The following is a 13673-nucleotide window of genomic DNA, read 5'->3' on the forward strand; positions in this document are numbered from 1 at the left end:
TATTATTTCTCCTGCTTAATCGTATTTTTTTCTAATGAAGACGTTTCTAGCGAATAGAAGCCTGTCCAACTGTATGATTTACCATTTAATTCTACGGTGTGCGCGGTACTTTCTGTTGCACCAAACTGATTACTTATCATCACGGTTACATTAGAGTGTTCTGTCTGAATTTCAACAACCGACCCTACTACTGTGTGACCGATAACCTGAATATTTTTTACCACGCCGCGAGCGTTAACCGATTGCTCAAATTCTTCGTTGAAATAACCGTGTGTTTCTAGCACTGATGCAAATAACGTTGATGGTCCTTTGCTACGAAGAATAAACGCGGGTTCACTACGCAAATTGAAGCTTGGATCATTCGCACCAGTACGAGTGAAAATTACTTCATTGTTAGTGTTAGTGCTTGTGCCTAACCATGTGTAATAAGTATTATTTTGTAGCCAACTCACCAGTGCCGTATCGCTTACTGCACCGCTTGCCACATTCCACAAGTGTTGGTAACCAAAATCACTGCCTAACGTATTCAGCTCTTTGTTCGCTTGGTACTCAAAGTTAGTACGTACTATCTGACCTTCATATTGGTGAGAGTAATCGTATTGATGCTCTCCTTCACCGACTACACGATAAAGATCAAGCAACAATGGGGATTCAAGTTCATCAAGCTTCAGCATAAAGACGCTGCGTTGCATATCAAGACCATCGTAGTGATCACTCGCAAATGCGCTCATACCATTAATGCTTGGATCTTCTACTTTAAAGAAGTGAGGTAAGCCATGCACTTTATCTGCACGTTCAACATCAAAGTTATTCTGACATGTCTCATCAATCGTGACTGCATTATGAGCAATGGTTTGACGAGCATACGATTTGTTTTCATCAAGGTAACGACCACCAAATTTTGGTTCAACGTTTACCCAACGACAGAAACCATATTCGCGCAACACTTCGTGACCGCGATTAAAGAAGGTAATACCCAACGTATCAAAATTACCATGCCCCATACCGTGCTGGCCGTAGTTCATAACAAGTTGAGAGACATCGCCTTTTTTATCCTGCATACGGATAAAGCCTTGTGCGCCAAAGTGGCCATCTGGACCTTCATTTAGCTCAACACTCGGCCAAAAAGGCATATTGATTTCATGCTTTTCTGATGCTTCTTCGTATGCTTTTGATAATTCTAAACCACAAGAATGCATCCAAACACGGTCTTGTATTTTCGCCATGCCTAAGATGTTGTCATCAAGTTCGTAGTGTTTACTGTAAACACTCACTGCAACCTGAACCCCCATATCCGTAATGCCCATAGTACGAGATGAGTCATTTAATGCAGGAAATTCACCATTTGGGTATGCGGTTGAAAGCATGGCTTGTACTGTGTTACCAATCACTTGCCCTTTGAAGTTATAAATATCCACTTCTGGCATGTGGCGGTGAATAACTTCAGCAAACACACACGTTGGACGAATCGCGTAACGGTGATAATAAGGCCCTTCCATGTAATAACCAGAAGGTGCAAACAATTCAGAGATTTGAGCTAAGAAACCGCCTGTTTCATTACGATCAATACCATAAACAGACATCTCTAAATAGTCACGTTTACCAATAGCTAAACCACAGATACCGACAGCAGCCACAGCCCAAATACCGTGGTTGTGAATACGGTCAAAGTCGTGTGCATATTTAACGGTAAACATATCAAGCATTGGCTCAAAGATACGCTCAACAACCGTGCTTCGCTCTTCTTCTGTCATCGTTGATGCAACACAAGAATAAGCAAGACTCGTAAATAGTAACCAACAATGTTCATTTAAGATCTGGTGAAACAAACGACCTGTTGGGTTTGTGTTTTTTTGTACATGGAAGTCAAATGTTAGATATTTATCCGCGTAGATTGCGAGTAACTCTTTCACAAAGTTCGCGTATTTCTCTTCTTTAGTAACCAGAAATAAGCGACCAGCAAGATTCATGTACGTGTAGTTTTGTTTGTGGCGATTATGTTCATAACCACCCGCTTCTCCGTGACCAGGAACATCTAACGGAAGCTGCATAAATGCATCGACGTCTTTTTTATGTGCTTCAATGGTTTTACCCATTAAAGTAGAACGCCCAACCTCTAGGTGAAGTTGTTCTATTTCAGCATCCGTAAGTAAAATTGGTTGTGTCGTCATATTCTTTTTCACCCTCAATCTCAATAAAGAGTATCTAATCTCTAAACGCTAACTAAATTATCAAACTGCATATAAAGTAATACAATATTAGCTTTAGTAACACCCTAGTGTTATCAAACAATGATGACAATCACACAAAACAATTCAACTAATTGATTTTAAATAATATAGATTTTGTAACAGGTCGTTAAACATTCGATAAAGTAGAGACGAAAGAAATTGTTATTTGATTCACATCACACAAAATAAACTATATTGTATTACAAATTAAAATATTAGCTTATAGTTATTCCCATCGAAACATTAAATTTAGTTGATACCTTTATTAGGAGAAGCATTATGAATAATTTTTTTAAATTACAAGAAAACCCTTGGGAAGAACTAGGTGGCGGCATCAAGCGTAAAATCGTTGGTTACACAGATGAACTAATGGCTGTCCACCTATGTTTTGACAAAGGCGCAATTGGTGCTCCTCACTCTCACGAGATTCATGACCAAATTGGTTATGTTGTTAGTGGTAGTTTTGAAGCCGAAGTCGATGGTGTAAAACAAGTATTAACCGCTGGCGATGCTTATATTGCTCCTAAACATTTTATTCACGGAGCCGTCGCTCTTGAGCAAGACAGTATTTTACTTGATATGTTTTCACCTGCACGACAAGATTTCTTAAAATAATAATTAGCGCAACCTCAGTTGCTAAGGTAAGCATATGAAATCAGTAAACATCGCGGTCATTGGCGAGTGCATGGTTGAGCTACAGAAAAAAGAAAGTGAGCTTAAACAAACATTCGGTGGCGACACATTAAATACCGCGCTTTATTTATCGCGTTTAACGCAAGAGAAAGGCATTAACGTCAGCTATGTTACGGCGTTAGGTAATGATCCTTTTAGTATTGATATGTTAGAAAAGTGGCAAGCAGAAGGCATCAATACCGATCTTGTTACTCAATTTGATGATAAACAACCTGGCTTGTACTACATTGAAACCGATGATATCGGTGAGCGCAGCTTCTATTATTGGCGTAGCGATGCCGCAGCAAAATATCTGTTCGACCAAGAAAATACAGCACCGATTTTAGATCGCCTGTTTTCTTTTGATGCAATTTATCTCAGTGGGATCTCTATTGCTATCCTCACTGATAACGGTCGTCACGTATTATTGTCATTTTTAGAGCAATACAAAGTCCAAGGTGGAAAAATTCTTTTTGATAATAATTACCGCCCTAAACTTTGGAATCAGCAATCTGAAGCCGTATCATGGTACTTAAAAATATTAGCTCTTGCTGATACTGCGTTACTCACTTTTGAAGATGAACAAGCCCTTTACGGTGACGAACACCTTGAACAATGTATCGAGAGAACCTCAAAAGCAGGCGTTAGTGAACTCATTATTAAACGAGGCAGTAAAGATTGTTTGGTCGTACAAAACAATCAAGCAAACTATGTCGCTCCTTACCCCGTAGAAAAAGATAAAATTATCGATACAACAGCCGCGGGGGATTCATTCAGTGCAGGCTTTTTAGCAAAACGTTTCTGTGGTGGCAATGCACTTGAAGCAGCCTATGCCGGGCACGTGGTCGCAGGCACGGTGATCCAGTATAAAGGCGCGATCATTCCAAGTAATGCCATGCCTGATTTATCTTTATAATTTTTAATACGTTACCTAAATAATTAGTCAAATTTAGGTGCGTGTCTTTAATCAAATTCAACATGAGAGTGTAATCATGACAACCTTAAATGAACAACTAGCAAGTCTTAAAGTTATTCCTGTAATTGCAATCAATAAAGCAGAAGACGCGATCCCGCTTGGCCGTGCTTTGGTTGAAAATGGCATGCCATGTGCAGAAATCACATTCAGAACACCGTGTGCAGCAGAAGCCATTCGTGCTATGCGTGATGAGTTCCCTGAAATGCTGATTGGTGCGGGTACGATCTTAACCAATGAACAAGTTGACCAAGCAATTGAAGCTGGTGTTGATTTTATCGTGAGCCCAGGTTTTAACCCACGCACAGTCCAGTATTGTTTAGATAAAAAGATGCCAATCGTACCTGGTGTAAATAACCCAAGCTTGGTTGAACAAGCAATGGACATGGGTTTACGTACACTTAAATTCTTCCCTGCCGAAGCATCGGGTGGTGTGGCTATGCTTAAAGCATTAACCGCCGTTTACCCTGTGCAATTTATGCCTACTGGTGGTGTTAGCTTAAACAACATAGATGATTACCTTTCTATTCCTGCCGTACTTGCGTGTGGCGGAACTTGGATGGTACCAACCAACCTTATTGATGAAGGGAAGTGGGAGGAACTTGGTACTTTAGTTCGTGATGCCGTAAAACGCGTCAGTTAATAAATGCTTACTCTTTATCTAGCGAGCCAATGGCTCGCTTTTTTAATTCTATGATATAAAACAAACTCTGCTTTTTATTTTACTCCATACTGATACCCGTTTTACTTTTCACGTAAAAAAGTGGGAAAACCAAGTATTTCATTTCAAAACACAAATCAATTTGTATTATTATAATAACTAATTGATTTTCAATAACTTAAAAGACAAGCCCATTAAATTAGCGATAATATAAGTAAAAACAAGCATGAAGCACGTAATTAAGATCAAAAAACATGCGAATCAGATCACGATAAAGACATATTGTAGTACAAATAAAAAATAAAAAGGGTAGTCTAGATATCAGTTAATTATGATACTTAAAAGGCTGAAAAAAATGACTATTGATACTCTTGTTGTTCTCGCCTACTTCTTCTTCTTAATCGCAATTGGTTGGATGTTTAGAAAGTTTACAACCTCTACTAGTGATTACTTTAGAGGGGGCGGCAAAATGTTATGGTGGATGGTTGGTGCAACCGCTTTCATGACACAATTCTCAGCATGGACGTTTACTGGAGCTGCAGGACGCGCTTTCTCCGATGGTTTTGTTATTGTAATTCTGTTCTTAGCCAATGCATTTGGTTATTTCATGAACTACATGTACTTCGCTCCAAAGTTCCGTCAACTTCGTGTTGTGACTGCAATTGAAGCAATTAGACAGCGTTTTGGTAAAACTTCAGAGCAATTCTTTACATGGTTCGGCATGCCAGACAGCTTAATATCTGCGGGTATTTGGCTAAATGGTCTCGCAATCTTTGTTGCTGCTGTATTTAACATCCCAATGGAAACAACCATCATCTTTACCGGTGCTGTGTTAGTCATCATGTCGGTAACCGGTGGTTCTTGGGCCGTTGTTGCTTCTGACTTCATGCAAATGTTAGTTATCATGGCAGTTACTATTACCTGTGCTGTTGCTGCTTACTTCCACGGTGGTGGCATCACAAACATTATTGATAACTTCCAGGGTGACTTCATGTTGGGGAATAACCTCAACTACGTAAGTGTATTCGTGCTATGGGTTGTCTTCATCTTTGTAAAACAATTCGGTGTAATGAATAACAGTATCAATGCTTACCGTTACTTATGTGCTAAAGACAGTGAAAATGCTCGTAAAGCCGCTGGTCTTGCTTGTATCCTAATGGTTGTTGGTCCTCTTATCTGGTTCCTTCCACCTTGGTATGTAAGTGCATTTATGCCTGACTTTGCTGCACAATATGCGTCAATGGGTGACAAGGCTGGCGATGCTGCTTACTTAGCATTCGTACAAAACGTTATGCCAGCAGGTATGGTTGGTCTATTAATGTCAGCGATGTTCGCAGCAACGATGTCTTCTATGGACTCAGGTTTAAATCGTAACGCTGGTATTTTCGTAATGAACTTCTACAGCCCTATTCTTCGTAAGAATGCAGAGCAAAAAGAACTCGTTATTGTAAGTAAACTAACTACGATTCTAATGGGTATCATCATTATTGCGATTGGCCTATACATTAACTCGTTACGTCACTTGAGCCTATTTGATATTGTAATGAACGTGGGTGCATTAATTGGTTTCCCTATGCTTATTCCAATCTTCCTCGGTATGATTATTCGTAAAACACCAGATTGGTCAGCTTGGACTACATTGATTGTCGGTGGTTTCGTTTCTTACATCTTTGGTATTTCTCTACAAGCAGAAGATATTGAACACCTATTTGGTCTAGAGCAACATCTAACTGGCCGTGAGTGGGCAGATCTTAAAGTTGGCTTAAGCTTAGCAGCACACGTAGTCTTTACTGGTGGCTTCTTCTTAGCGACGCAGTTCTTCTACAAACCGTTATCATCTGAGCGTGAGAAAGAAGTTGATACACTATTCACAAACTGGAACACTCCGTTAGTTGCTGAAGGTGAAGAACAACAAAACCTAGATACAAAACAACGCTCTATGCTTGGTAAACTTATCAGCACAGCAGGCTTTGGTATCTTAGCGATGGCACTGATTCCAAACGAACCAACAGGTCGACTACTCTTCCTATTATGTGGTTCTATCGTATTAAGTGTCGGTATTCTACTGGTGAACGCATCCAAAAATGGAGCGGCCCCAAAGACAGCTACCGTTAATGACTAACTAACACCTAAATCCCTGTAATTAAAAAGCCTTGCTAGCTCCTAGCAAGGCTTTTTTATGTTTGATTGTCTCGTCCTGAAATGTGTTTACACTTAGGACGTTAGGTATTTAACGACTTACCATTATAAATCTGTCTTTTTACGGTTATTCAATGACCACTAGCCTTAGCTAGAAAGGGTTTCTTTGATTTCATCAGAGCTAAAACCATGAGAATAAAGGTAGGCATACGCTTTGCTTTTTTCTTTTGATTTACTTAAATCAAAGCGTTTTTTATCCAATCTTGCTTGGCAGTTCTCGTAGAAATCAATGGTTCCATCCAATTCTAACTTTTCAATTTCTTCATCAAAATTCGATATATCAATCAGTTTTTGTTTTAGCTCTCGTTTGATAATTGACTTACCTTTTAGCTTACGAGCCAGCTTTTCTATTTCTTTTACAATATCAGCTTTATCGGCTTTAATTTGCATTTTAGATGACAACGTTGAAGCCACAGGGTGAGATTTTATCGCTTCTCGAACGTCTGCTGATTTAAACCCATATTTAGTTAAGGTTGCGTACAATTTATCACTAGAGAGTGACTCTAAATTCATGTCCGCTAATCGATTATTAAGTAAAGTAACTTCGCAAATTTCATCGCGATTAGTCACATAAAAAATCGCCTCGTTAACAATCGATTCATTGATCCCTTTTTCTCTCAACTTAGACAAAATGAACTGACTGCCTTTTTCAGAACTAAAAGCCATCTCAACAAATTTAATGGCAAAATCGTTATCTGGTTTTAAATAACCGCGTTCAACTAAGTCATTCAGAACCGTATCAATCCATTCTTGATTGTCCGTTTTCGCAATCAATTTCTTTCGTAATTCGTTTATGGTTCGATCTTTAGCTTCAAGGTGATAAAAGGCACTGCCATAGACATTATCAATGGTTTTAGCTGGCTTAACGGGACGTTGACTGAACATGGTAACCTCTGACTTTGGTGAGCTAATGAGATCCGAATCTAACGTATCTCAATCTAAGATACCATCTATTACGCTAATTACGTCATAGATGATGGTTAAAGGGATTTATTTACAGTGTTCCGCAATAATTCTAGCCAATGTCTTTATCCCGTTGTTCCATTTTTCATTATCGCGATAAGAGGCAAAGCTAATACGGATGCAATGCTTAAATTGATCTTGAGTACAGAACATGGTTCCCGGTAGTACACTGATTTTTTCACCCAACGCTTGTTGGTAAATCTCCGTACCATCCGTTCCAAGCGGCAAGGTTAACCAACATAAAAAGCCCCCCTCTGGCTGAGAAAGGTAATAATGCTGCTTTACGTTCGCATAGCTATCCAGAGCTTCTGTTAATTGTTGATACACTCGCTTCTGATTACTTTTATAGCTGCGCTGTGCTCTATGGATATGCTGCTTATATTTGCCTTTTTTCAAGAAATCACTCACCGCAGATTGAATCAGATTTACACTGCCCATATTTTCAGACATCAATCGCTTTTCTACTTTGGCTTGATACTTCCCAGCGAGGATCCACCCGATCCGTAACCGTGAATCGAGAGTTTTAGATAATGAATTACAATAAATCACTCGATCTTCGGTATCCAATTCTTTGAACGTTTTTACCGTCCCTTCATAAGATAACCCCCCAAACACATCTTCTTCGATAAAAGGAATGCCCGTTGTCGCTTTTAATAATGCTTTGCGAGCAGATTCAGATTGCGTATAACCCGTAGGATTATTATACGTAGGGTTGATTAAAATCGCCTTCACATCCCACGTTTTTATCGCTTGTTCTACTGCCTCAATATCTAACCCATAATTAAAATGGTTTGGGATCTCTATCACTTTTAATCCCAATGATTCAAGCAATAACAATGAACCGAAATAGCAGGGAGAATCAACAAGAACAATGTCTCCAGGCTTTGTTAGCGCTTGCAAACTTAAACTGATGGCTTGCTGAGCACCGTGCGTAATCAACACGTCACGAGTCGATACAGAAATGCCTAAATCCTGAGTAATGTTCGCAATGTATTTAAGTAAAGAGGCATTACCCGGAGGCATTTGATAGCAACTTGGAATATTCGCTTGTTGACGGCTGTGACGGCTAATCTCTGCGTATAAAGTTCGTATCGCAGGGAAATCAATATCAGGATGAGCAGAGCCCATTGATAATAAATTATGTTCATTCGGTTGACTTAAAATGGCCTTGCTAAGAGATAATAAATCAATGTCAGACGGCGCATTTAACGTCTTTGCTTGAAATTCTCGATGAAAATTAATAGTTGCCACGGTATAGCCAGAGCGATCACGAGCTACCAACACCTGCTTTGCTTCAAGCTCTTCATAGGCTCGAATAACCGTGTTTTTTCCTACCGACAACGTTTCACTTAACTCTCGAATGGAGGGCAGTTTATCTCCTGAAAGATACAATCCTTTTTCAATACCTTGTTGAATATGCGCTTTCACTTGCTGGTATTTTTTCATCGTCCCTGCCTGATCCCCAATATAACCCACCATCTGTACCCAATAAAATAAAGGAAACTGTCTCTTACCTCAATAGCTGTGCCTAGTTAAAGTACGCAAAAGACAACAATGAACAGGAATCCTCATGCTAACTAAATACGTCCCTTTTATCTTCGTCGCCTTATGGAGCACTGGTTTTATCGGTGCTCAATATGGACTACAGTTTGCAGAGCCTGCAACTTTCCTTCTTCTTAGAATGATCGCGAATATCATCATTTTCATTGCTCTGTTATTCATATTCAAATCTCACCTTCCAAGAGGAAAAGAAGCCATTCACTCTTTGATTGCTGGCGTATTAATTCATGGGTTCTATTTGGGTGGCACCTACCAAGCGATTTCTCTTGGTATGTCGGCTGGCTTATGTGCGTTATTAGTGGGTATTCAGCCTATTCTTACCGCTGTATTGTTGGTTAATTTTGGTAAACAACGTTTACTTCCCCTGCAATGGGTCGGTCTATTCCTTGGCTTACTGGGGATCACGTTGGTACTGCAAGGTAACATGGAATGGCAAGACACCAGCAATCAATACAGTGCGTATCTTTTTGCCTTCATTGCCTTAATTGGAATTACTTTTGGTACGTTATATCAAAAAAAATACTGCCAGAATTCAGATCTCATTGGCAGTATGGTGTGGCAATACAGCGCTGCCTCATTGGTTTTTTTACCTGTCGCGTTATTAAATGAAACGATGGTAGTGACATGGAATACGCAATTCATTTTTGGATTAATGTGGTTAGTGTTAGTTGTCTCCGTTACGGCTATTCTATTGTTGCTTTATATGATCAAACAAGGTGATTCTTCAAGTGTGGCTTCTACTTTTTATCTCATCCCGCCAATGACGGCATTTCAAGCATGGATAATCTTTGGTGAACACTTTGATACGCAAGGGGCGGTAGGGTTCGCGCTTGCGGCTATTGCGGTCTATTTAGTAATAAGAAAACCCAAAGTACACTTAGTGGAAGCCATTAAATAAATTGGGATTTCTTCGCCGCGTTTGCTTTCTCTAATGAAGACAGCATTTGGTTCAATCGCTGAGGAGAAATCGCCGTTTTATGATAACTAACGGTCACATAATCGTGTTGTTTAAATGGTGTGAAATTTGAATATTCAGTTCGGTGTTCATAATAGCTTTTTACAATGGAATCGAGTGACACATAGCCAAAACGTTGGTAGGTTTTTTGTAGTCGGTCTGCAAACCGTTTGATCTTATAATTATTATTACTCATAAATGAACCGGTCATATTAACGACCAAAGTACTCGTGCTGTTTAACATGTCTCACTACTTTGCCATAAACCGATGAAGTAATGATTAGCACATAGAAACGAGATCCGAAACAAGGATGCTAAATAGAGGTTCTACCCTTTTGAAATACTGATAATTATCATCCATCCCTTTATTTACGGAACTTATCATGGTATTGCTACTCCATAGCAGTAAGCAACTTCAACAATGAAAGGCACAAAATGACTTCTCTTGTTCATGTAAAGCACGTATCTAAACAATATTCTGACTCAAGTCAGCAAGCGATTAATGACATCAGCTTTGATCTTAATGCAGGGCAAGTCTTAGGCTTACTCGGCCACAATGGAGCAGGAAAATCGACACTGATTAATGCCTTGCTCGGCGCACACCGCTATCAAGGTAACATTCGCATTAATGGGTTACACCCCATCAACCAACATGCTGAGTTAATGCAGCATCTTGCCTATATTTCAGATGTAAATGTCTTACCTGAATGGATGAGCGTAAAGCAATTATTAAAATACACTTCTGGTATTCACCCAAGTTTTGATATTGATAAAGCCACCGCCGTCTTATCAAACACCAACATTCAATTAAAAAGCACCATTAAAAGTCTGTCTAAAGGCATGAAAGTACAAGTTCATTTAGCCATCGTGATAGCAACAAACACGAAAGTGCTTATTTTAGATGAACCGACATTAGGCTTGGATTTATTATACCGAGATACCTTTTATCAGCATTTAACATCTTGGTTTAACGCCGGTGAACGCTGTCTGATTATTGCCAGTCATGAAGTGTCTGAAATTGAGCACCTATTAACGGATGTTCTAATATTAAAGCAAGGCCGAATCGTGAAACAAGAAACCATGAATAACATTCCACAAGGCACGTTAGCCGAACTCTTTATCACGCTTCAAAAGGAGTCAATCTAATGCGTCCATCATTGTTTATGCTTGAAAAAGAATTTATTGAACACAAAACCGTTACCCTCGTGCCTTTATTCATTCTGCTTTGTGGTGTCGCTCTTTTCGTCAGTTTGATGATGAACACAAGCCTACAAGATAACTTATTTATCTCAGTTCAAACTCAGGGAGATTTCACGCCCTTTTCAACGGAGTTTTCTGATGACTTAGAAATGATGCTGAGTTTTATGGCTGGTATTTTGTCGTTAGCGTTAACGACAACGTATTTCTCCAAAACACTCCGAAAGGAACGTAAAGAAGGCAGCTCTGCATTCTGGCGCAGTATGCCAATATCAAGCCAGTACACACATGCCGTAAAACTGACGTTTGGTCTGATTGTAATTCCGTTGATTTTCTCTTTACTCGTATTGATTGCAAATCTTTTCTTCTGGATCATTAGTTTATCAAGTGACACGGTTTTAGTGATGCTTCATGAGCACGCGTCCTTCATCTCGATTATTGCTAACTGGCTGCAGTTTATGGGGCGAATGATGTTAGTTAGCCTTGTAATGTTACCGATGGCAGCGTTAATCCTTAGCATTTCACAAGTCAGTAATTCACCATTAATTGTTGTCTTTTTAGGAGGTTATGCACTCAAAGTAATGTCTGCATGGATATTAGGATGGGACGGCATTGCGGTATTCTTAACGCATATTTATAAGATACCAACAACAATTTTACTCTCGAACACACCACTAATGAGCTTTGCGCACGCAGGAATAGGCTTTCTAACGCTTTATTCATTGCTTGGGGCTATTGCGCTCTTTGTCAGTATTTCATTGTATCGTACGACTGAAATTTCTTGGCAATCACTAAATCCAACTTGGTTATTTAAAAGATAGTTGATTAACTTCTACCAACGCACTCCAACAAAAAGGGAGAGGCTAATTAGTCTCTCCCCTTTCTATTGAGTCACTTTTATCGTTTTACTTTTAAATAAAACTCATTGAGTGGCATCGGTTTAAAGTACAAGAAACCTTGATGCGATGAGATGTTCAAATCATTCAGGATCTTTTTCTGATTCTGATTTTCTACCCCTTCCGCTACCAGGTTTATGTTCAAATTATTCGCCAATAAAATAATGTTCTCTACTATTTTCAGAGACTGTTTGTTTGTTTCAATATCATCAATAAATGATTTATCAATTTTCACAAAATCAAATTGGTAATAATTCAAATACTGCAATGATGAGTAGCCCTTTCCATAATCATCTAACGCAAACTTCACCCCTACCGCTCTGAATTTTTGCATGTATGAGATAATGTTGTGTCTGTCTTCAAACTCAGTCGATTCTGTGAACTCTAATACCAATACAAACTTGTCACACAGTTGTTTACACAAAAGGTATATGCCATCGTCATACAGACAGCTTTCCGTTAAATTAACGCTTATCCTTAACTCACTTTTGGGGCTGTTTTGATAACACTCAATTAATTGACCTAACAACGATTTTGTCATCGCATTCATCAAACCAAATTTTTCAATTTTAGGAATAAACTCAAGTGGCGAGATTATCCCCCTTTTTTCGGTTATCCAACGAGCAAGCACTTCTCCCCCGATAATGTGTTCTTTTTCATTTACGATCGGTTGCACAAATGGCTTTATACTATTGTTTTTTATCGCTTTTCTTAACGTAAAGAACTCTATATTAAACAGCGTATTTTTTACGGACAACGCTTTTAGCAAAGCCATCACGAGCAGTGAAATAACAATAACAAGTCGATTATCTATTAAGTAATTCTTCACTGAAGACGCCGCATCGTATTTAAGTAAAATTAAAAAATCATACTTTGCCGATGGATAATTATCTTCCTCATTGGCTTTGTGTAATCCAAACTGGTTCTCTTTTGATATCGTGTACTCTTGATTAGACAAGATGACGTTTCCCACTCGGTTTTCTTCTAAGTCAAACGGAATACCTTTCATGAAAAATTGAATGCCATTGGCCTCATCATAGCGATGATAATACGAAATTGCAGGTAGACTAGTTAATGTATCTTTTTCTTTTATATTAATTTCTTTTTCTGGAACTGCTTTTTTTGAGATGTTCATACCCACAATTGAACTACAATAATATTGACCATTTCGAATAATAGAAATGCTGTTTATCGTAGGACTTAATGCCACTATCTTTTGCAAAGGTATCATCATCTCTTGGCAATTTTTATCTTTAAACTGATCCAGTTCTTGAACCGTTTCTTTTGCTTTATCCAACTTTATTTCGATTTTTGCTATAGTGCCTTCAACATTAGATTCAACAAATCTCTTGTAGTCGGAAAAAAT

12 protein-coding genes are annotated in these 13673 nt (G+C 38.8%); 7 read left to right on the forward strand and 5 right to left on the reverse strand.

Going from position 1 to position 13673, the window contains the following annotated elements:
- Positions 1-2 precede the first annotated feature (2 nt).
- Entirely contained in the window at positions 3-2171 is a 2169-nt protein-coding gene (locus tag AACV33_RS08105) for a heparinase II/III domain-containing protein (RefSeq protein WP_182700111.1), read from the reverse strand.
- Positions 2172-2510: 339 nt separating this feature from the next.
- Here AACV33_RS08105 and AACV33_RS08110 point away from each other — a divergent pair, with 339 nt between their 5' ends.
- The 4 genes from AACV33_RS08110 (at position 2511) to AACV33_RS08125 (ending at position 6659) form a co-directional block, all read left to right on the forward strand.
- Complete coding sequence (locus tag AACV33_RS08110; RefSeq protein ID WP_065609678.1) at positions 2511-2846, forward strand: cupin domain-containing protein; 336 nt, start codon at positions 2511-2513, stop codon at positions 2844-2846.
- A 34-nt stretch (positions 2847-2880) separates the two neighbouring features.
- On the forward strand, positions 2881-3819 hold the full coding sequence (locus tag AACV33_RS08115; protein ID WP_065609680.1) for a sugar kinase: 939 nt from the start codon (positions 2881-2883) through the stop codon (positions 3817-3819).
- A 76-nt stretch (positions 3820-3895) separates the two neighbouring features.
- The gene (locus tag AACV33_RS08120) at positions 3896-4519 is read left to right on the forward strand and encodes a bifunctional 4-hydroxy-2-oxoglutarate aldolase/2-dehydro-3-deoxy-phosphogluconate aldolase (RefSeq protein ID WP_065609682.1); all 624 of its coding nucleotides are present in this window, start codon (positions 3896-3898) and stop codon (positions 4517-4519) included.
- Between the two features lie 373 nt (positions 4520-4892).
- On the forward strand, positions 4893-6659 hold the full coding sequence (locus tag AACV33_RS08125) for a sodium:solute symporter family transporter (RefSeq protein ID WP_182700112.1): 1767 nt from the start codon (positions 4893-4895) through the stop codon (positions 6657-6659).
- 164 nt (positions 6660-6823) lie between these two features.
- Here AACV33_RS08125 and AACV33_RS08130 read toward each other — a convergent pair whose 3' ends face one another.
- The gene (locus AACV33_RS08130) at positions 6824-7621 is read right to left on the reverse strand and encodes a RecX family transcriptional regulator (RefSeq protein ID WP_182700113.1); all 798 of its coding nucleotides are present in this window, start codon (positions 7619-7621) and stop codon (positions 6824-6826) included.
- 105 nt (positions 7622-7726) lie between these two features.
- Positions 7727-9145, reverse strand: coding sequence for an aminotransferase-like domain-containing protein (locus AACV33_RS08135; RefSeq protein ID WP_255458558.1), 1419 nt, complete (start codon positions 9143-9145; stop codon positions 7727-7729).
- 124 nt (positions 9146-9269) lie between these two features.
- Here AACV33_RS08135 and AACV33_RS08140 point away from each other — a divergent pair, with 124 nt between their 5' ends.
- Positions 9270-10157 carry a DMT family transporter gene (locus AACV33_RS08140; RefSeq protein ID WP_182700115.1) on the forward strand — a complete coding sequence of 296 codons (888 nt, stop codon included), beginning with the start codon at positions 9270-9272 and terminating at the stop codon, positions 10155-10157.
- On the opposite strand, the gene AACV33_RS08145 is transcribed toward AACV33_RS08140, so the two are convergent.
- Complete coding sequence (locus AACV33_RS08145; RefSeq protein WP_017021718.1) at positions 10150-10458, reverse strand: hypothetical protein; 309 nt, start codon at positions 10456-10458, stop codon at positions 10150-10152. The genes AACV33_RS08140 and AACV33_RS08145 overlap by 8 nt on opposite strands.
- Positions 10459-10649: 191 nt before the next feature.
- On the opposite strand from AACV33_RS08145, the gene AACV33_RS08150 reads away from it, so the two are divergent.
- Positions 10650-11360: an ABC transporter ATP-binding protein gene (locus AACV33_RS08150; RefSeq protein ID WP_182700116.1), complete on the forward strand. Its 711-nt coding sequence runs from the start codon at positions 10650-10652 to the stop codon at positions 11358-11360.
- Positions 11360-12232 carry a hypothetical protein gene (locus AACV33_RS08155; RefSeq protein WP_182700117.1) on the forward strand — a complete coding sequence of 291 codons (873 nt, stop codon included), beginning with the start codon at positions 11360-11362 and terminating at the stop codon, positions 12230-12232. Before AACV33_RS08150 ends, AACV33_RS08155 begins: the two co-directional genes overlap by 1 nt.
- Before the next feature lie 76 nt (positions 12233-12308).
- Here the strand turns inward: AACV33_RS08155 and AACV33_RS08160 are convergent.
- Positions 12309-13673, reverse strand: a 1365-nt coding sequence (locus AACV33_RS08160; protein ID WP_182700118.1) for a cyclic diguanylate phosphodiesterase, incomplete at its 5' end; no start/stop codon positions are given.

Origin of the sequence: Aliivibrio sp. SR45-2 (assembly GCF_963890165.1) — a bacterium.
Taxonomy (GTDB): domain Bacteria; phylum Pseudomonadota; class Gammaproteobacteria; order Enterobacterales; family Vibrionaceae; genus Aliivibrio; species Aliivibrio salmonicida.

Bases quoted from the DNA above. Each gene is read 5' to 3' on its own strand.
- AACV33_RS08135 (WP_255458558.1), bottom strand. From the start codon at position 9,145: ATGAAAAAATACCAGCAAGTGAAAGCGCATATTCAACAAGGTATTGAA.
- AACV33_RS08140 (WP_182700115.1), top strand. From the start codon at position 9,270: ATGCTAACTAAATACGTCCCTTTTATCTTCGTCGCCTTATGGAGCACT.
- AACV33_RS08105 (WP_182700111.1), bottom strand. From the start codon at position 2,171: ATGACGACACAACCAATTTTACTTACGGATGCTGAAATAGAACAACTT.
- AACV33_RS08150 (WP_182700116.1), top strand. From the start codon at position 10,650: ATGACTTCTCTTGTTCATGTAAAGCACGTATCTAAACAATATTCTGAC.
- AACV33_RS08115 (WP_065609680.1), top strand. From the start codon at position 2,881: ATGAAATCAGTAAACATCGCGGTCATTGGCGAGTGCATGGTTGAGCTA.
- AACV33_RS08120 (WP_065609682.1), top strand. From the start codon at position 3,896: ATGACAACCTTAAATGAACAACTAGCAAGTCTTAAAGTTATTCCTGTA.
- AACV33_RS08110 (WP_065609678.1), top strand. From the start codon at position 2,511: ATGAATAATTTTTTTAAATTACAAGAAAACCCTTGGGAAGAACTAGGT.
- AACV33_RS08155 (WP_182700117.1), top strand. From the start codon at position 11,360: ATGCGTCCATCATTGTTTATGCTTGAAAAAGAATTTATTGAACACAAA.
- AACV33_RS08130 (WP_182700113.1), bottom strand. From the start codon at position 7,621: ATGTTCAGTCAACGTCCCGTTAAGCCAGCTAAAACCATTGATAATGTC.
- AACV33_RS08145 (WP_017021718.1), bottom strand. From the start codon at position 10,458: ATGTTAAACAGCACGAGTACTTTGGTCGTTAATATGACCGGTTCATTT.
- AACV33_RS08125 (WP_182700112.1), top strand. From the start codon at position 4,893: ATGACTATTGATACTCTTGTTGTTCTCGCCTACTTCTTCTTCTTAATC.